The sequence below is a fragment of the Chryseobacterium metallicongregator genome, from assembly GCF_031324065.1.
In the GTDB taxonomy this organism is placed as follows: domain Bacteria; phylum Bacteroidota; class Bacteroidia; order Flavobacteriales; family Weeksellaceae; genus Chryseobacterium; species Chryseobacterium metallicongregator.
Window position 1 is genome coordinate 93,660 of record NZ_JAVIXS010000014.1, and the last position, 18,220, is coordinate 111,879.

Annotated in this window: 17 protein-coding genes; 7 read left to right on the forward strand and 10 right to left on the reverse strand. The window is 36.6% G+C overall.

Translation table 11 applies throughout. The features are described 5' to 3' along the window. Positions 1 to 245: 245 nt before the first annotated feature. From REB14_RS13920 to REB14_RS13940, 5 genes are all read right to left on the reverse strand, one after another. Complete coding sequence (locus tag REB14_RS13920) at positions 246 to 2,951, reverse strand: TonB-dependent receptor domain-containing protein (protein WP_079240084.1); 2,706 nt, start codon at positions 2,949 to 2,951, stop codon at positions 246 to 248. Between the two features lie 69 nt (positions 2,952 to 3,020). Then, on the reverse strand, positions 3,021 to 3,383 hold the full coding sequence (locus tag REB14_RS13925; RefSeq protein ID WP_238594338.1) for a hypothetical protein: 363 nt from the start codon (positions 3,381 to 3,383) through the stop codon (positions 3,021 to 3,023). A 19-nt stretch (positions 3,384 to 3,402) separates the two neighbouring features. Continuing rightward, positions 3,403 to 4,047: a hypothetical protein gene (locus tag REB14_RS13930; RefSeq protein ID WP_482155929.1), complete on the reverse strand. Its 645-nt coding sequence runs from the start codon at positions 4,045 to 4,047 to the stop codon at positions 3,403 to 3,405. A 72-nt stretch (positions 4,048 to 4,119) separates the two neighbouring features. Then, on the reverse strand, positions 4,120 to 4,806 hold the full coding sequence (locus REB14_RS13935; RefSeq protein WP_002982671.1) for a response regulator transcription factor: 687 nt from the start codon (positions 4,804 to 4,806) through the stop codon (positions 4,120 to 4,122). A 136-nt stretch (positions 4,807 to 4,942) separates the two neighbouring features. Further along, the gene (locus tag REB14_RS13940) at positions 4,943 to 6,487 is read right to left on the reverse strand and encodes a sensor histidine kinase (RefSeq protein WP_079240086.1); all 1,545 of its coding nucleotides are present in this window, start codon (positions 6,485 to 6,487) and stop codon (positions 4,943 to 4,945) included. Positions 6,488 to 6,688: 201 nt separating this feature from the next. Here REB14_RS13940 and REB14_RS13945 point away from each other — a divergent pair, with 201 nt between their 5' ends. Beyond that, positions 6,689 to 7,180 carry an SRPBCC family protein gene (locus REB14_RS13945; RefSeq protein WP_079240087.1) on the forward strand — a complete coding sequence of 164 codons (492 nt, stop codon included), beginning with the start codon at positions 6,689 to 6,691 and terminating at the stop codon, positions 7,178 to 7,180. 115 nt (positions 7,181 to 7,295) lie between these two features. On the opposite strand, the gene REB14_RS13950 is transcribed toward REB14_RS13945, so the two are convergent. The 4 genes from REB14_RS13950 to REB14_RS13965 form a co-directional block, all read right to left on the reverse strand. Next, positions 7,296 to 7,637: a hypothetical protein gene (locus tag REB14_RS13950; RefSeq protein ID WP_079240088.1), complete on the reverse strand. Its 342-nt coding sequence runs from the start codon at positions 7,635 to 7,637 to the stop codon at positions 7,296 to 7,298. Continuing rightward, entirely contained in the window at positions 7,634 to 9,682 is a 2,049-nt protein-coding gene (locus tag REB14_RS13955) for a S9 family peptidase (RefSeq protein ID WP_079240089.1), read from the reverse strand. Before REB14_RS13955 ends, REB14_RS13950 begins: the two co-directional genes overlap by 4 nt. 171 nt (positions 9,683 to 9,853) lie before the next feature. After that, complete coding sequence (locus REB14_RS13960) at positions 9,854 to 10,594, reverse strand: uroporphyrinogen-III synthase (protein WP_034691594.1); 741 nt, start codon at positions 10,592 to 10,594, stop codon at positions 9,854 to 9,856. A 12-nt stretch (positions 10,595 to 10,606) separates the two neighbouring features. After that, positions 10,607 to 11,275 carry a DUF4271 domain-containing protein gene (locus REB14_RS13965; RefSeq protein WP_051934165.1) on the reverse strand — a complete coding sequence of 223 codons (669 nt, stop codon included), beginning with the start codon at positions 11,273 to 11,275 and terminating at the stop codon, positions 10,607 to 10,609. Between the two features lie 242 nt (positions 11,276 to 11,517). On the opposite strand from REB14_RS13965, the gene REB14_RS13970 reads away from it, so the two are divergent. The 4 genes from REB14_RS13970 (at position 11,518) to REB14_RS13985 (ending at position 14,924) form a co-directional block, all read left to right on the forward strand. After that, positions 11,518 to 12,234, forward strand: coding sequence for a polyprenol monophosphomannose synthase (locus REB14_RS13970; protein ID WP_079240090.1), 717 nt, complete (start codon positions 11,518 to 11,520; stop codon positions 12,232 to 12,234). 5 nt (positions 12,235 to 12,239) lie between these two features. Further along, positions 12,240 to 12,608, forward strand: a complete 369-nt coding sequence (locus REB14_RS13975; RefSeq protein ID WP_238594341.1) for a DUF4296 domain-containing protein — start codon at positions 12,240 to 12,242, stop codon at positions 12,606 to 12,608. A gap of 66 nt (positions 12,609 to 12,674) precedes the next feature. Further along, positions 12,675 to 13,805, forward strand: a complete 1,131-nt coding sequence (gene tgt / locus REB14_RS13980; protein ID WP_306596454.1) for a tRNA guanosine(34) transglycosylase Tgt — start codon at positions 12,675 to 12,677, stop codon at positions 13,803 to 13,805. 6 nt (positions 13,806 to 13,811) lie between these two features. After that, complete coding sequence (locus REB14_RS13985) at positions 13,812 to 14,924, forward strand: LptF/LptG family permease (protein WP_034691587.1); 1,113 nt, start codon at positions 13,812 to 13,814, stop codon at positions 14,922 to 14,924. On the opposite strand, the gene REB14_RS13990 is transcribed toward REB14_RS13985, so the two are convergent. Beyond that, the gene (locus tag REB14_RS13990; RefSeq protein ID WP_309522464.1) at positions 14,918 to 15,631 is read right to left on the reverse strand and encodes a biotin--[acetyl-CoA-carboxylase] ligase; all 714 of its coding nucleotides are present in this window, start codon (positions 15,629 to 15,631) and stop codon (positions 14,918 to 14,920) included. The two genes, REB14_RS13985 and REB14_RS13990, sit on opposite strands and share 7 nt — an antisense overlap. A gap of 87 nt (positions 15,632 to 15,718) precedes the next feature. Here REB14_RS13990 and rsfS point away from each other — a divergent pair, with 87 nt between their 5' ends. After that, the gene (gene rsfS, locus REB14_RS13995; protein ID WP_047376360.1) at positions 15,719 to 16,084 is read left to right on the forward strand and encodes a ribosome silencing factor; all 366 of its coding nucleotides are present in this window, start codon (positions 15,719 to 15,721) and stop codon (positions 16,082 to 16,084) included. Between the two features lie 21 nt (positions 16,085 to 16,105). Continuing rightward, positions 16,106 to 18,127, forward strand: coding sequence for an ATP-dependent zinc metalloprotease FtsH (gene ftsH, locus REB14_RS14000; RefSeq protein WP_079240094.1), 2,022 nt, complete (start codon positions 16,106 to 16,108; stop codon positions 18,125 to 18,127). Positions 18,128 to 18,220: the final 93 nt, after the last annotated feature.

The window sequence follows — 18,220 nt, forward strand, 5'->3', positions numbered from 1 at the left end:
ATAAAAAAATCCGCTTCATTGAAGCGGATTTTTTTATTCAGTTAGGAAGCTTGAGGATGGAAGAAGGGTGTTACTGGTGGTTTTCAAAACTTTTGGAGTTTTTCCGCGCTATGAGTGGCGAATTTTACCTGCTTATGATAAAAATTAAACCTTATAGGTTTTTGTGTATTCAGATTTTATCCTCAATAAGATAAAACTTTACTTGGTTGTAGGCACACTCAGCTTCATTCTTCCAGCTTCCAGCCTTAAAACGTCACATCCAGTCCCACATACAAATTAGCCTTCATAATTGGAGCGTATACCATTCCTCCGTCAAAATAATTACCGAAAGGATTTTTAAAATCTACAATCGCATTTTTCTGATAGTAAGAGGTAAGATTTTCGCCACCTAAATAAGCTCTGATCTTTTTATTGAAATTTCTTGAAATCTGAGCATTAAGAACCGCATAAGATTCTGAATACGTTGGTAACTGAAACTCTGCAGGATTACTTGAAGTATCAGGAAGTCTTTGCTTTCCAACCCAGTTTAAAGTCGTATCAAAACTCCAGAATCCGCCATTATCATTTTTATTGGTTGAATAGGCCAGGTTCACAAATCCTCTGTGCTTCGCCATAAAAGGAACTTCTCTTCTTCCACCGATATAATCAGCCTGTACATCATAATATTTATAAGCAAGTCTTACTTCAAGATTTTTTATAGGCATAAAATCCCATTGGGTCTGGAATGAATTCGCAAATGATTTTCCATCCAGATTATAGAATGTCAGCTGTTGAGGAGACTTATCCAAATCTACCAATACCTGATCCTGGAAATCTGTTCTGAAGAAGTCTGCAACAATGCTTGATTTTCTTCCAAATAACTTAAATTCCTGTTGTAAGCTCGCCCCATAATTCCATGCAATTTCAGGTCTTAATCCATAAATATTTCCTCCATTAGATAAAATATTGATAGCTCTGTTCGATGCAAAATACTGCTGGCTTTCCGCAAATACATTCGCTGTTCTGAATCCTCTTCCCGCAGAAAGTCTTAAAATAGTCTGAGGAGTGAAATCATATTTAAAATTAAGTCTCGGCGTAAACTGTGTTCCTGCAAGATTGTGGAAATCTACTCTTGAACCTGCTACTAAAGTATATTTTAAACCAGTTAAAGTATATTCAGCAAAAATCCCTGGTACAATTTCATTTCTTCTCATATCATTCAGCAAATACGTTTCTTTATAACCGTCATATAAGAAACTTGCTCCAGCCTTATACTTGTGGTTGGTATTTCCGATGATACTTTCAAAAATTAAATTGGAATAATACGTATGCTGCTGCCCTGCATAATTTCTCAATCCGAAAAAGCTGTCCTGTTGGTGGTAAACATATTGGTTCATCCATCCGATACTCTGGTAAGGTTTTCCTTTAAAAACATACCCTGTTTTATTCCAAACCTGAAATCTTGAAATATCGATTCCTACCCCATAAAAAGGTTGCTTGTCCTGACCAATTTTTTTATCAAATCCAATCTGTCCTGCAGTTCTTTCATCTCTGATAAAATTAATTCCAAAATGAGATCCGAATCCTGACTTTTCAAGATCGTTATAATTCAGTAAATATGCTGCATTAATCTGTGTTCCTTTCGGTCTGTCCAGAAAACCATCATGGTTCATATCCGTATTTCCAAACGTTCCGTTTCCGTGAAGAAGGAAAGTTTGTGACCATTTATCGTTGATAGGAGAAACATTGGTGATATTGATTTCCGCTCTTCCATTGAAGTCAGAAAAAAGGTTCAGTGACGTTTCAGGAGTCTTGGCATTCTTCAGAAGTTCTGTATTGATCTGTCCTGTGATACTTTCGTAACCGTTCGTAACCGTACTTCCTCCTTTGGTAAGTTGAATACTTTCAATCCATCTTCCCGGAATAAAATTTAATCCATAGGCAGAAGCCAATCCTCTGATTTCAGGGAGTTGTTCCTTCGTTAAGCTGGTATATTTTTGATCCAGACCCAGCATTTTCAACTGTTTTGTTCCGGTAACCGCATTACTGAAAGAAACATCTACTGTTGCATTGGTTTCAAAACTTTCAGATAAATTACAACAAGCGGCCTTTAACAGCTCTTTTTTATCAATATTAAAAACAAGTCCGGCTTCTTTTTTGCTTAAAGCTGTCGCTGCTTTGGAACCTGTTACAACAACTCCGTCGATATTTTTTTCATGCTGAGAATGATTCTCTTTAGCCGCAGAAGTCTCATCGTCTTTATGATCTTCATGCTTTGTTGCTTCTTCGTAGTGCACTTTTGGGTTGGGTTCACCAAAAGTAAACTCTCTGTCATACAGGCAACATCCCGGAAGGCCATTGTAAACAGCATCAGTAGCTTTATATTTTTCATTATCATGTCCTGCATCAGCAATAGCCTTTAAAATCTTATCTGATGAGGTTTTTGAAGGATCAAAATTTAAAGTAACCGTTTGTTTCTCTGCATTCCATTCCGCAGTACTGGCTCCGGCATCTTTGGATGCTTTTTCAATTCTGGCTTTACAAGAAGCACAGTTTCCTCTAACATAGAATTCATTCTCTTTTTTAGTGGAAATAGCGGCACTTACATGATGCTCATGGCTTGTTTCTGCTTGTGAAGGCTTTGCATCTCTTTCGTAATGGCAACATCCAGGAAGTCCTTCATAGGTTGTATCAGGCGCTTTGAATTTCTCATTATCATGACCTGCGTCTGCTACTTTTTTCAAAATATCATCAGCGGAAGCTTTGTCTGTTTCAAAGGTTAACGTTTGAAGATCAATAGAGTAAACTGCTGTTTTCGCACCAGCTTTTTTAGCCGCACTTTCAATTCTTGTTTTGCACATTTCGCAGTTCCCTTTGACCTTGAACTGATTTTTTGAAAGTGTTTGAGCAGATATAAATTGTGTAAATAGGAATAATGCACCAAGTATCAACCTGGAAATATGTAATTTCATTTTGTTTAAAAGTTTAAATTAATTAAAAAACAGTTCACTATAAGACATAATGAACCCTTGATGTTTTAATTAACCTATCTTGGGCGGTTGCCAGATTTCCTTTAAACGGTCTGAAAGATAAGGATCTGAATAGTGAAACTGAGGATTCTTATTGGCTTTGTAATAAGACAGTTCCAACCGTAGATTTTTTGAGAATGGGGTTTCAATAAAAGTGTAGCAGGCAACACATGATGAGCAGCAGTCATCTTTACATGATTTTGTTTTATCATGGTTACTGTCTTTTTTTGAAGAATGATTTTTACAGCAGTCCATTTTTTTGGAAGACTCTGCTTTACAGCATGTTTCCTGTGCCCCTTGCGCATAGAAGTTATCCTTGGGAATCAGAAAGACTCCCAGGCAAAACACTATTGCAAGTAGGTGAAACAGCTTCATCTCTGCAAAAATACAAAATTTATGGCAAAGGATCACCAACTTTCAAAGAACAGCTGTGCCACGGCTCTCCATGGGCAGGATTCAATTTCGGTTTTTCACCCATTGCGAGATTCTGTGCTGCAGGTGCAGGAGCCGGAGTTGTCTGTACTGAATTTTGAGCCGGTTGCTGTGTTGGTGCAGGTTTACTGCTTAATGGCTGTCCTACGGGAATATCACAACGGTGTCCAGGCTGTCCGTGCGGAGGATTCATTCCCGGAGCTGTTTTTACCTGTTTTCCGTTATTATCAAGGGTGATTTTTCCTGGTGATACAGCATTTGGATCAATTTGAATCGTATTCCCTCCATTCACATTTACATTTTGTGTAGCAGGAGTAGCTGCTGCCGGAGCACCATTCAGAGGTTGTCCTACTGGTATATCGCATCGATGTCCAGGTTGCCCGTGTGGAGGATTCATTCCCGGAGCTGTTGCCATAGGAGCGGGAGTAGAACTGGATTGGATGCCTGCCTGATCCATCAGAGCAGTTTTTGAGGAGGTATTTAGGGCTACGTTGGGTTGGCCAGCGTTGGCTTCTTCTTTTAAATAAGTAGCTCTTTCATCCTTTTTACAAGATGCAGCTAATAATGATACGGCGATCAAACTTATAAATGTATTCTTCATATCCATGGGTATGAAACAAAATTAGCAAAACATTTTCAATTGTTTTGCTAATTTTATACTTATAATTTGATTTTTGGATTAATTTTTTACCAAAAGTCTAAACCCTTCTCCGTGAACGTTGATGATTTCTAATCCTTCGTCGTCTTTTAACAACTTACGAAGCTTGGCAATATAAACGTCCATACTTCTTGCTGTAAAATAATTTTCCTTTTTCCAGATCTTTCTTAAGGCAAGATCTCTTGGCATAAAATCATTTCTGTGGATGCAAAGAAGTTTTAATAATTCATTCTCTTTAGGAGAAAGTTTGTATTCTTTATCACCTACTTTCAGTTGTCTCAGCATAGAGTCGAAGAAAATATTGCTGATTTTAAACTGCTCCTGTTCTTCATTTTCCAAGGTAGAACTTCTCTGAAGAATAGCTTTTATTTTGTATAAAAGAAGTTCAGTATCGAATGGTTTTGTAATATAATCATCCGCACCCAGCTGATATCCTTTCAAGATATCTTCTCTCATGTTTCTTGCAGTAAGGAAAATGATAGGTGTATTTTTATCAATCTTTTTTACGTCTTCCGCTAATGAAAATCCGTCTTTTTTAGGCATCATTACGTCAAATATGCAGATATCGAATTCATTTTCTGTAAATTCTTTTAGTCCCTGCTCCCCGTCAGTGGCAAGAGTTACTTCAAAATTATTGATGGTCAAATAATCTTTAAGCACCGCCCCGAAACTCTGATCGTCCTCTACTAATAATATTCTGTTGCTCATAATTTTAATAATTAAAAATTAACAATTAAGAATGAACTTCCTCACTCTATCTTCTATATTTTGATATTTGGTTTAACCTTTTTATTTTTATAATTGATAAACGATCATTGATGACTTATCATTTATCATTTGCATTTTATCCCATTGGCAGCTTTATCGTGAACGTACTTCCTTTTCCTTTATGAGAGTCTACGATAATCTGTCCTTTGTGCAGTTCTACAATTTTCTTCACGTAAGAAAGACCTAATCCCTGTCCTTTTACGTTGTGAATATTTCCGGTTTCTTCTCTGAAGAACTTCTCGAAAATTTTGGTTTTATTCTGGGTATCCATTCCCATTCCTTTATCGGAAATTTCAATCACGTACCAGTGTCCTTCATTTCTTGTTTCTACATGTATTTCCGGTGCTTCAGGAGAGTATTTGTTGGCATTATCCAGTAAGTTCACCAGCATATTCGAGATGTGGAATTCATCTATTTTAAAATTATAATGGGTAGCATTAAATTTCTGCGTAAGCGTTCCGTTTCTTTGCTGTACAATCAGATTGAAAGATTCTGTTGTCCTTTTGATTAATTCTCTTACGTTGGTTTCTTTTAAGAATAATTCTACTTCATTTCTTTCAAGCTTAGACATATTGAGTACGTTTTCCACCTGCTTTTTCATCCTTAAGTTCTCCTGCTTGATCAGTTCGGAGTAATATTTTACCTTGTCCGGATTGGTGGCTATTTTGTCATTAGCTAATGAATCCGTAGCCACAGAAATCGTTGCCAATGGTGTTTTAAACTCATGGGACATATTGTTGATGAAGTCTGTTTTCACTTCAGCAAGCTTTTTCTGTCTCATCATATAATTGATGGAAATAATATAAATCCCAAGAATCGTAAGAAGAGATAGGAATGTTCCCAGAAGCATGGGCCAGTTGTTCATCGCAAGAGAATATTCTTTTTTAGGAAAGACTAATGCGAGGCTGTATAACGTATTTTTCTTATCGGCAAAAAGAGGAAAGCTGTAGGTATTACTGTCTTTTTTCTCTTTGTAAGCCTTATTGGCAATGCTTGTAAGTTTATTGTTGCGGTCCAGAACTCCATATCCGAATTTGGCCGTAATACCTCGGATTTTAAGCTCTTTTGCAATAACAGAGTCCAGCGTTTTCGGATCCACTCTTTTAGTAATAGGAAGGTTGTTTCCATATACTTTGACGAATTCTTTCATGGAGTAATCTCCTGTCTCAATCTCCTGATTGATATCTTGCGTTAAAAGTTCGCGATTAGTGGTATCTCTTTTTATTTTATAGGCGGCTTCATCTGTATATAAAGTGGTCAGCTTAATAGAATCTCCTTTTTGGGAAATTGGAAGCTGTGTTTTTTCAATAATATTTTTAGAATAGATAATCTGTCTCTGAGTACCGGAATCCTCCACTTGCTGGATGGTGGTTAAAGAGGGCTGCTTGCTGTTTGCCAGAATATTTTTTCTGAAATCTTTATAATCCTGATTCAGATATTTATCTGCCTCAATCTCTTCAATACTTTTTGAAGTACTTTCCAAAACTGCATACACTTTATTTGAAAAATCCTGTTCCAGTACGCCGTAATAGCCTTTCAACCAATAAAATTGGAGCGTTACAAAGACAATCAGTGAGATTGTCATAAACACTGAAATTATTGGGATGAATTTGTTATTCATTATGTAATTATATAGGTTTTGGAAAAATGAATGTTAAAATTAATTGTTTTAAGAGTACATAAACAAAAAACGAGCCAAAAAAATGTTTTTTTTCTCTTAAAAGAGTGTTTTTTAACAATTATTTATGAATTATCCTTTAGTTGTCATATGAAAAGTCGCTTTCCATAAATAAAGTGCTAACTTTATTAAAAATAAATATTTATGGAATCTAATATCATTTTCAACAAAGATTTTGATGCGTCCAGCACTTACGTCATGAAGATTTATAAAGCTGATGTTTCAACAGTGTGGAAGTATTTTACAGAAGCCGAATTATTGGACCAGTGGTGGGGACCCAAGCCCTGGAAGTGTGAAACAGTAAGTCAGGATTTCAGGGAAGGAGGAATCTGGATGTATGCAATGGTAGGGCCCAACGGAGAAAAAGGACCTATGTATTCTAAGACTCAATATGGGGAGATAATGGAACACAGAAGCCTTGACTGGCTGAGTGCTTTCGCTGATAAAGAAGGAAATATCAATGAAGATTTTCCAAGGTCAAAATGGCTGATCGGTTTTACAGGAGTGGAAGAAGGTACTAAAGTAACCATCAACATCCATTACCATTCTCCTGAAGTGATGAAAAAGCTCATGGACATGGGATTTGAAGAAGGATTTAAAATGGGGCTGAATCAATTGGAAGAATTAATTGGATGAGTTTGAAGATGTAAAAAATACTTATTTATAAAAAAGAGGATTTTCCATTGGAAAATCCTCTTTTTATTTATCGACAGGGATTAACTTCCTGTTTCTTTCTTCAAACCTCCAGCCTTTATAAAAGCTCTTCTTCCTGAAAGTACTGTATAATTGCCTTTTTCATAAGCAAAGTCTGCTCATTAGGCTTTAATTCCGGGAGTTCTTCCAGGCTTTCAAACTGTGGCCATCCATCTTCATAGTGGGTGAATTTATAATATCCAAAAGGTTCAAGCAATCTGCATACTGCAATATGAATCAGGTTTACCTTGTCTTCTTTCGTATATTTTTGTTGGCCGCTTCCCAGCTCCTGTAGCCCTATCAGAAATAAAAGGGTTTCAATGGGCGGATTCTTCTCAGTCTGAAAATTATCTTCGAAGAACTGTTCTATTTTTTTCCAATATTCGGATTCGTTAATCATTCTTTTTGATTTTCTAGTTTTAATAAAAATGCGAATTCCAACGCATCTTCCTTCAGAGATTCAAATCTTCCGCTTGCTCCTCCGTGTCCGGAGCTCATGTCAGTTTTAAATACTAACATATTATCGTCTGTTTTTAATTCTCTCAGTTTTGCTGTCCATTTTGCCGGTTCCCAATACTGCACCTGAGAATCGTGGAATCCTGTAGTGATCAGCATGTGAGGGTAATCTTTAGCCTCTACATTATCATAAGGAGAATAGTCTTTCATATAATAATAATATTCCTCGTCGTTAGGGTTTCCCCATTCGTCATATTCTCCGGTTGTCAAAGGGATTGTATCATCAAGCATCGTAGAAACAACATCTACAAATGGCACCTGTGCCACAATTCCGTTGAATAACAGAGGTTCATAATTCACCACAGCACCTACCAGTAGACCTCCGGCACTTCCTCCCATCGCATACATGTGTTTTGATGAAGTATAATTTTCCTTAATTAAGTATTTTCCTGCGTCAATAAAATCAAAGAATGTATTTTTCTTGAATAGCATTTTTCCGTCCTCATACCATTCTCTTCCCAAATATTCACCACCGCGAATGTGAGCAATAGCATAGATGAAACCTCTGTCCAGTAAAGATAATCTTACATTCGAAAAGCTGGCATCAACAGTATGCCCGTAGCTTCCGTAACCATACAGAAGAAGCGGAGTGTTGGCAGATTTTTTGGTATCTTTATGATATACCAATGAAATAGGAACTTTAGTTCTTCCATCTCTTGAGTCTGCCCAGATTCTTTCTGAAATATAATTTTCAGGAACAAATTTTCCACCCAAAACTTCCTGTTGTTTCAGCAGCTTTGTAGTCTTGTCCTTCATGTTATACTCATAGGTGGAACTAGGCTGTGTAAGGGATGTGTAACCGTAACGTAAAATCTCTGTATCAAATTCCAGATTGATGCCGATGTAAGCTGTATAAGTAGGGTCTGAGAACGGTAAGTAATAAGATTCCTGTGTTTTCTCATCGATAATTTTGATCTGAAGCAGTCCTCTTTCCCTTTCTTCCAATACCAGATAATCTTTAAAGATTTCAAAACCTTCCAATAAAACTTCAGCACGGTGTGGAATAACATCAATCCAGTTTTCCATACCGCAGTTATCAATCTTTGTTTTTACTATCTTAAAATTGATAGCATCATCAGCATTGGTAATGATATAAAACTCATCTTCATAATGCTCTACGGAATATTCAAGGTCATCTATTCTTGGCTGGATCACTTTCCATTCTGCAAATACATTATCAGAAGGGATAAAACGATGTTCATCAGAAATAGTGCTTGAGCTGGCAATGAAAATATATTGTAAAGATTTTGTTTTAAATACGTTTACATCAAAAGTATCATCTTCTTCATGGAAGATCAGTATATCCTCTGCAGAATCGGTTCCCAGCTGATGTCTGTACACCTGAAATGCACGAAGGCTTTTGTCTTTTCTGATGTAAAAAATATGCTGGTTATCATTTGCCCAAACAGCTTTTCCTGTCGTATTAGGAATAGTATCCGGCAGGATTTCTCCGGTTTTTAAGTTTTTAAAATTAAGGGTGTAAATTCTTCTTCCTACATCATCCGAAGAAAAAGAGGCCAGTTCGTTATTGGGGCTTACTGCCACACTTCCTACCTCAAAAAACTCTTTGTCTTCTGCCAGAATATTAACGTCAAGTACAATTTCCTCTTCGTTTTCAAGACTTTTAAACTTTCTGCAGAAAATAGGATATTCCTTACCTTCTTCATAACGTACAATATACCAGTACTCATTAAAGAAATAAGGAAGAGACTCATCATCCTTTTTATAACGGGCTTTCATCTCTTCGAAAAGCTCTTCCTGGAGAGTTTCCGTATCTTTCATGATGAATTCTTCGTAGGCATTTTCTTCCTCGATGTATTTGATCACTTCAGGATTTTCCCTTTCATTCAACCAAAAGTAATTATCGGTTCTTTTATCGCCGTGGGTTTCTAATATTTTTTCTATTTTTTTTGCCTGTGGAGCTTTCATCCGGGTATTTTTAATTTTTTATTGAATAGAATCTGTGTTCATACTTTTCTTCTGAAAGTAAGTGATTTACACAGAGATTCCATCAATGTTAATTTTTGTTCAAATTTAGGTAAAAAAAAACCATCTTTCCTTTATTGAAAAGATGGTTCATTGTATTTTTATAATTAAAGACTATTTATGAAGTGCTTTAATATACTTTTCAAGGGCCATTGTCATAGAAGGTGTTTCCTTCGTAGGTGCCATTAAATCTACTTTTAACCCTGCTTCTTCTGCGGCTGCCAAAGTTGTGTTTCCAAAAACTCCGATCTTTGTTTCATCCTGCTTGAAGTCAGGGAAATTTTGTTGTAGCGATTTGATTCCCTGCGGACTGAAGAAAATCAGCATGTCATAATCTTTGACATTGATATCTGTAAGGTCGCTGCATACGGTACGGTACATAATTGCTCTTGTCCAGTCTACATTAGATGCATCCATGGTTTTTACAATATCCGGACTTAAAACATCTGAAGATGGCAACAGATATTTTTCAGTTGGGAATTTTTTGAAAAGAGGAAGCAGGTCTGAGAAGTTTTTCTCCCCAAAGCTGATTTTTCTTTTTCTGTACACAATATGCTTTTGAAGGTAGTTGGCAATTGCTTCCGACTGGCAGATATATCTCATTGTATCCGGAACGGCAAAACGCAATTCCTCTGCTAGTCTGAAGTAATGGTCAATCGCATTTTTACTGGTAAAAATAATACCGGTATACTGCGTCAGATCTATTTTCTGTGTTCTGAGCTCTTTATTGTCAACCCCTTCGACGTGGATAAATGGACGGAAATCAATCTTTATTTTTTCCTTCTTCGCTATATCCAAATATGGAGAAGACTCACTAGGCGCTGGTTGAGAAACCAATATAGACTTTATTCTCATCATTGACTTTTATTAAAAAAATAACAACTTCCAAAGCAATAATAATGGTGCGATTTGGAGGGTGCAAATATACAAAAATTTATAATACCATTTCTCGGGAAGAATCTTGTTCTTGTGAAATAAATAGAAAAAGACTTTGAAAATGAATACAAAAGCGAAGAAGCAGAAATAATATAAAAACATTTTATTTCTGTCTATCGGGAAGTAATAATGGGCTACACAAAGAATTATTAGCAAAAATGAAAGAATGAAATAAAATTTTGTGGAGGTAAAATAAAAAATAGTCCATTTTTTTCCATCCCCTATACTTTGGTAAAATAGAAATCCTAATGTTGACTTTGTTAAATAAAAAAGCAGCACTGCCAGCAATGTATATCCAAATTTATTAAGCTGATATCCCAGAAGTTGAAGATCTGCAATATATTTCGGTACTATAGGTACATACTGTGAAATTAATACAGACAGGGTAAGTGTCGTTACACAGGAAGTGATAATCCAGCTGGGAAGATTGTTGCTTGCATCAAAATATTTCTGAAGCAGAAAATCTTTGAGGCTGGCATCTCTTTCTATGACGTTCATCATAAAAACATATAAAAATATACAGCCCACAAGGATAAAGATTACCCAATCATTGTTCTCAGGTATTCTTACGTGATTGATGAAGTGTTGTGATGATGGCAAAATTTAAGTTTTTTTTATTTATTATTTAACTTCATATAACACAGCCCGGCACAGATTTTCCTGTCACCAGATCCATGAATCTGCAGTTAAAATATTTGCTCTCATCGATTTTACGTATTGTTCAGATCTGTTGAATAAAAGTTTCTGTTTCATCCGCTTAATCCCCGAGAAATATTTTTGCAAAATTATAGATTATTTTGTATAAAATAAAAAGGTTAAATAAACTATCTTTGCAAACTGAAATGAAAAAACTCGTCATCATCCCGACATATAACGAAAAGGAAAATATTGAAAATATTATTTCCGCAGTTTTTGCATTGGAGGACGACTTTCATATCTTAGTCGTAGATGATTCTTCTCCGGATGGAACTGCAGAAATTGTAAAAGAACTGCAGAAGAAACATCCGCATTATCTGCATCTGTCCATAAGACATGTAAAAGACGGATTGGGAAAGGCATATATCCACGGGTTTAAATGGGCCATCGAAAATAAATATGACTATATTTTTGAAATGGATGCTGATTTTTCACACAATCCTAACGATCTTCCGAAACTTTTTGAAGCATGTAAAAATGCAGATATGGCGATCGGTTCCCGTTACTCAAAAGGAGTGAATGTAGTGAACTGGCCTATGGGAAGAGTGTTGCTTTCTTATTTTGCATCAAAATATGTAAGGTTTGTATTAGGACTTCCAATTCATGATACGACAGCAGGATTTGTTTGCTTTTCAAGAAAAGTATTGGAAGAAATAGGATTGGATAATGTAAAACTGAAGGGATATGGATTTCAGATTGAAATGAAATTCAGAGCTTTTAAAAAAGATTTCAGAATTGTAGAAGTTCCTATTATATTTACCAACAGAATTTTAGGAGAAAGCAAAATGAATGGTGGAATTATCCATGAAGCTGTTTTTGGAGTGCTGAACTTAAAATGGAAATCAATCATCAACAGATTATGAAACTGATGAAAAAGTTAATCTTTATTTTCGTTTTGTTGGGTTTGCTTTCGTGTGGTGATTATATTGATAAGCCTAAAGATCTGATTGATAAAGATATGATGGCAGAAATCATTGCCGATCTTGCAATCAACGATCAGGCTATTTTTGTATATCCTGACAAAAATATGGAAGCAGGAACACGAGCTGTTTTGAAATCACATAAGGTAAAGCCTGATGATTTTGTAAATAGTTTCAAATACTATGTAATTAAAGAAGAAATGGATGGGATCACCAATGATGCTCAGGAAATATTGCTGAAAAAAGATCCCAAAGCAGATAAATATGTAAAGGAGAGACTGAAACAGAATGGTCCTGTAATGCCTGTAGTAAGGTAAAGTCAGACTGAAAGTTTCTGTCACACAAAATCACTGGCAAAAACAGTGCTTTAAAAAAGTATAGAGATGAAATTTTTTAATATAGAAAAAACCTCTGAAGGAAAAGCAAGAGCAGGGGAAATTACCACAGATCACGGGAAGATTCAAACTCCTATTTTTATGCCTGTGGGAACTGTAGCAAGTGTGAAAACAGTTCATCAGAGAGAATTAAAAGAAGACATTAAAGCTCAGATTATTCTGGGAAATACTTATCACTTATATCTTCGTCCGGGCATGGAAACGATGCAGGATGCAGGTGGTTTACACAAATTCATGAACTGGGACCTTCCTATTCTTACCGATTCAGGAGGATTTCAGGTATTTTCACTGGCGAGTAACAGAAAAATGACGGAAGAAGGTGCGAGATTTAAATCTCACATCGATGGAAGTTATCATATGTTCTCTCCGGAAAGATCAATGGAGATCCAAAGACAGATCGGAGCCGATATTTTCATGGCTTTTGACGAATGTACTCCTTATCCTTGTGATTATAACCAGGCGAAATCATCTATGGAGCTTACTCACCGTTGGCTGAAAAGATGTATTGAATGGACGAATGATAATCCTGAATTATACGGACATAAACAAAGGCTTTTCCCGATTGTTCAGGGATCTACTTATTCTGATCTTAGAAAAATCTCTGCAGAAGTGATTTCTGAAGCAGGAGCAGAAGGAAATGCTATCGGAGGACTTTCCGTTGGAGAGCCTGAAGAAGAAATGTACAGAATCACTGACGAAGTGACAGATATCCTTCCAAAAGAAAAACCAAGATACCTGATGGGAGTAGGAACTCCCTGGAACATCCTGGAGTCTATTGGGTTGGGAATTGACATGATGGATTGTGTAATGCCAACAAGAAATGCAAGAAATGCAATGCTTTTCACGTGGCAAGGGGTGATGAACCTTAAAAATGAAAAATGGAAGCGCGATTTTTCGCCTTTGGATGAATTCGGGACCAGTTTTGTAGATCGTGAATATTCAAAAGCGTATCTTCGTCACCTGTTTGTATCTAAAGAATATCTGGCAAAACAGATTGCTTCGATTCATAATCTGGCATTCTACCTTGATTTAGTGAAAGTAGCAAGAGAACATATTATGGCAGGAGATTTCTATGAATGGAAAAACTCTGTAGTACCGGTTCTTAGACAAAGACTGTAAGAGAATATGCTTAAAATTGTAGACAGATATATCATTAAAAAATACCTTGGGACTTTCAGTTTCATGTTGGTATTATTGTCTATAGTCGTATTGGTAATCGATGTTCAGCAGAAGATTCCAAGGATAGAAAATGCCAAGGCCATTGACCCCAAACTGGATCTGACCTATTTTCTTATCCATTTTTATCCTTTCTGGATCATCAATCTTGTGGTGACTTTCCTTTCCATTCTGGTATTTATTTCGGTGATCTATTTTACCTCCAGAATGGCAAATAATACTGAAATTGTTGCTATTATTAGTAGTGGAGCCAGCTTTCACAGGTTTTCCAAGCCTTATCTGGTAACCTCTATTTTTATCGGATTGATTGCTCTTGTGGTATATCATATGGTGCTGCCGTGGGCCAATATCAAGAAAAATGAACTGGAAGCATATACTTATAATGCCGCCAATAAAGAAAAGATTTTAGGAACAGCACCTGCTTCTTCACAGCTAAGTAAAACGGAATATATTTTCGTTGATTCATGGAATAAAAGAGAAAAAAGAGGGTCTAGTTTTGTCTATCAGAAATATGATAAAGACAGAAAAATGACCTATGAGCTGAAAGCAAGTGAAGTATATTGGGATAAAGCAAAAAAACAGTTTGTTTTAAATAATTATCTGGAAAAAACTATCAATAAAGACAATACCGAAAAGCTCGGAAACGGAATAGAATTAAGGAAAAATTACGGTCATTCGCCGGAAGAACTTTTCCCTAACGAGCTTTTGGGGCAAAATAAAACCACACCAGAACTTTTGAAATTTATTGAAAGAGAAAAAGAAAGAGGAAACAGCAACCTGAACTCTTATCTGAATGAACTTCACCAAAGAACTTCAATGCCTGTTTCAATTATTATTCTGACATTCCTGGCACTTTCCCTGTCGTCACAAAAGAAAAGGGGAGGATTAGGAGTTAACCTTGCAATAGGGATCTCATTGGCCTTTATTTTCGTGTTTTCATTCGAGGCTTTAAAAGTGGTCTCAGAAAATAAAAGTTTGTCTCCGGCTGTAGCCATGTGGCTGCCTAATATGGTGTTTTTACCACTTACCCTTTATCTTTATATCAAGAGAGCCAATCAATAAAGGAGTTTTACTTCTTTGTGATAAAAGGAATGCATTCCGTCTTCCAGTTCGATCCAGAGTTCACCCTTTTCGTCTGCATGTCGGATGATGCCATTTTGTCGCTCTTTTTCAATTTCAAAAACGGAGATCTGATCCTTTCTGAAAAGGTTTTTATTAAATCCATCCAGAATTTCCTGATCTGAAGGTATATTTTTAAGCTTTTCAGACAAATATTCATGAAGGTTGAATGCAAGCTCTTCTAGGTCAAACCGGATCCCTGTCTGCGTGAGAAGTGATCCTGCATTGGAAATTTTATCAAAATTTTCCTGAAGGATGTTGATCCCGGCTCCGATAATGAAATAATTATTTTGATTAATTTTTTTCTTTTCTATTAAAATTCCAACGATTTTTTTACCTTTAAGGATAATATCATTCGGCCATTTGATTTTTACCTCAGAGTCAGACAATTTGGCAAGGAAATCCCGGATCAGCATTGCGGTATAATAATTGAACATAAAGTCGGAGCACAGGATGTTCTGAGTATTCACTGCCAGCGTATAAGCCAGATTTTTTCCGGCAGTCTGAGTCCAGATATTTCCATACTGACCACGGCCTTTAGTTTGATTAAAAGTATGAAGCCCTATAAAATTTGAATCTCCGTAAAGTAAAAACTTTGATATTTCGTCATTAGTAGAAGAACATTCTTTCAGGTAGAAGAGTTGGCTCATTTAAGAAAACTTTAAGAGATTAAGAGGGTAAAAGTAAGGTTAAAGTAAAGAAAAAACAATAAATTTGCAGATTATAGTATTTTTTTAATGAATAAAACAGCAGAAAAACAAGCGTTAATAGATAAAATCGTTGAAGCTATCCAGGATGTAAAAGGGGAAGACATTATGATCTTCGATCTTTCAAACATCGAAAACTCCGTAGCAGAAACGTTCGTGATATGTAGTGGAAACTCAAATACACAGGTAGCTGCATTGGCAGGAAGTGTAGAGAAAAAAGTAAGAAACGAACTACAAGACAGACCTTGGCACGTAGAAGGTACTGAAAATGCGATGTGGGTATTGGTGGATTACGTTTCAGTGGTGGTTCATATATTCCAAAAACAGGTACGTGAGTACTACGACATAGAAGAACTTTGGGGTGACGCAGTCATTACCAAAATTGAAAATGAATAATAAAAATTTTAAAAAGTCTAAATGAATAATAAAGGATTCAACTGGTTCTTTCCTATTGCAATCGTAGCTCTTTTGCTATTCTTTGGCTCCAATTTCCTTGGAGGTGATGCAGCAAAATCTATTGATGAAGATGGTTTCTTTAGAGAAATGCAGGCGGGCAAAGTCCAGAATATAATTATATACAAAGACATAGAGAAAGCTGATGTTTTCCTAACAAAAGAAGCAAAATCGGCAATGGTTTCCAAAGCCGGAAAAGAAAACAACCCTCTTTCTGCCTTCGAAATGGCTCCTAAAGCAGATTTTTCTGTGAAATACGGAGATCTTCAACTTTTCCTTCAGAAATTTGAACAGGTTAAGGCCAGCAATCCGGTTATCAAAACAACTAAAGATTACGGAACAGGTAAGAGTGCATTAATGGACATCTTAGTTCCTGCATTGGTTTGGATTTCTATTCTTGGATTATTCTACTTCCTTCTTTTCAGAAAGATGGGCGGTGGAGGAGGTCCTGGTGGACAAATTTTCTCTATCGGAAAATCTAAAGCGAAGCTTTTCGACGAAAAAGAAAGAATTCAGGTAACATTTAAAGATGTTGCAGGATTGGAAGGTGCTAAAGAAGAAGTTCAGGAAGTAGTAGATTTCTTGAAAAACTCTGAAAAATATACAAAACTGGGAGGTAAAATTCCGAAAGGAGTTCTTTTAGTAGGGCCTCCGGGGACAGGTAAAACCTTATTGGCAAAAGCTGTTGCAGGCGAAGCTAAAGTTCCGTTCTTCTCACTTTCAGGTTCTGATTTCGTTGAAATGTTTGTTGGGGTAGGAGCGTCAAGAGTAAGAGACCTTTTTGCTCAGGCTAAAGCCAAATCTCCGGCCATTATCTTCATTGATGAGATTGATGCTATCGGACGTGCCAGAGGAAAAAATAATTTCTCCGGCGGAAACGACGAAAGAGAAAATACATTGAACCAGCTTCTTACTGAAATGGATGGCTTCGGAACAGATACCAACGTTATCGTAATGGCGGCAACCAACAGAGCGGATATCCTTGATAAAGCTTTGATGAGAGCAGGACGTTTTGACCGTTCTATCTATGTAGACCTTCCGGAACTTCACGAAAGAAGACAGATCTTTGATGTTCACCTGAAAAAAATCAAACTTGATGATAATGTAGACAGAGAGTTTCTTGCCAAACAGACTCCTGGATTCAGTGGAGCAGATATTGCAAACGTTTGTAACGAAGCAGCGCTTATCGCAGCAAGAAATAACCATACTTCAGTAACAAAACAAGATTTCCTTGATGCTGTAGACAGAATCATTGGCGGTCTTGAAAAGAAGAATAAAGCAATTAAGCCTTCTGAAAAAAGAAGAGTGGCTTATCACGAAGCAGGGCACGCTACGATCTCATGGTTGGTAGAACACGCATCTCCGCTTTTAAAAGTGACGATCGTTCCTAGAGGACGTTCACTGGGAGCAGCATGGTACCTTCCGGAAGAAAGACAGCTTACCACTACTGAACAAATGTTGGACGAAATGTGTGCAACATTAGGAGGTAGAGCGGCAGAGCAGGTAATATTCAACAATATTTCCACAGGAGCACTTTCTGACCTGGAAACAGTAACGAAGAGAGCTCAGGCAATGGTAACAATCTATGGATTAAGCCCGAATATCGGTAACATTTCTTACTATGACAGTTCAGGTCAGTCTGAGTACAATTTCGGAAAACCCTATTCTGAAGAAACCGCTACAAAAATTGATGCAGAGATCAAATCAATCATCGAAAATCAATATGAGAGAGCGATAAGAATTCTGGATGAGAATAAGGATAAGCTTGATGCTCTGGCAAGTAAATTGTTGGAAAAAGAAGTGATCTTCCGTGAAGACTTAGAAGAAATATTCGGAAAAAGAGCATGGGATCCAGAATTGACAGAGAAACCTGTTACCAATACTATTCCTGAAAAAGATCAGCCAATAGCACAGGAAACACCTCAGATCAAAGAAAAAGAAGAAGAAAGCGAAATTCAGGCTCCAGAAAGCCCAACACAGCTTTAAGACTCTAAAAAATAGAATTAACAAAAACCTGACAACTGCAAAATTGTCAGGTTTTTTCATATTTGAAGAGATATTTTGGACACTATTGTAATT

Bases quoted from the DNA above. Each gene is read 5' to 3' on its own strand.
- REB14_RS13920 (WP_079240084.1), bottom strand. From the start codon at position 2,951: ATGAAATTACATATTTCCAGGTTGATACTTGGTGCATTATTCCTATTT.
- REB14_RS13945 (WP_079240087.1), top strand. From the start codon at position 6,689: ATGGAATCTAATATCATTTTCAACAAAGATTTTGATGCGTCCAGCACT.
- tgt (WP_306596454.1), top strand. From the start codon at position 12,675: ATGAAATTTTTTAATATAGAAAAAACCTCTGAAGGAAAAGCAAGAGCA.
- REB14_RS13950 (WP_079240088.1), bottom strand. From the start codon at position 7,637: ATGATTAACGAATCCGAATATTGGAAAAAAATAGAACAGTTCTTCGAA.
- REB14_RS13960 (WP_034691594.1), bottom strand. From the start codon at position 10,594: ATGAGAATAAAGTCTATATTGGTTTCTCAACCAGCGCCTAGTGAGTCT.
- REB14_RS13925 (WP_238594338.1), bottom strand. From the start codon at position 3,383: ATGAAGCTGTTTCACCTACTTGCAATAGTGTTTTGCCTGGGAGTCTTT.
- REB14_RS13955 (WP_079240089.1), bottom strand. From the start codon at position 9,682: ATGAAAGCTCCACAGGCAAAAAAAATAGAAAAAATATTAGAAACCCAC.
- ftsH (WP_079240094.1), top strand. From the start codon at position 16,106: ATGAATAATAAAGGATTCAACTGGTTCTTTCCTATTGCAATCGTAGCT.
- REB14_RS13930 (WP_482155929.1), bottom strand. From the start codon at position 4,047: ATGGATATGAAGAATACATTTATAAGTTTGATCGCCGTATCATTATTA.
- REB14_RS13990 (WP_309522464.1), bottom strand. From the start codon at position 15,631: ATGAGCCAACTCTTCTACCTGAAAGAATGTTCTTCTACTAATGACGAA.
- REB14_RS13975 (WP_238594341.1), top strand. From the start codon at position 12,240: ATGAAAAAGTTAATCTTTATTTTCGTTTTGTTGGGTTTGCTTTCGTGT.
- REB14_RS13970 (WP_079240090.1), top strand. From the start codon at position 11,518: ATGAAAAAACTCGTCATCATCCCGACATATAACGAAAAGGAAAATATT.
- REB14_RS13985 (WP_034691587.1), top strand. From the start codon at position 13,812: ATGCTTAAAATTGTAGACAGATATATCATTAAAAAATACCTTGGGACT.
- REB14_RS13935 (WP_002982671.1), bottom strand. From the start codon at position 4,806: ATGAGCAACAGAATATTATTAGTAGAGGACGATCAGAGTTTCGGGGCG.
- REB14_RS13940 (WP_079240086.1), bottom strand. From the start codon at position 6,487: ATGAATAACAAATTCATCCCAATAATTTCAGTGTTTATGACAATCTCA.
- rsfS (WP_047376360.1), top strand. From the start codon at position 15,719: ATGAATAAAACAGCAGAAAAACAAGCGTTAATAGATAAAATCGTTGAA.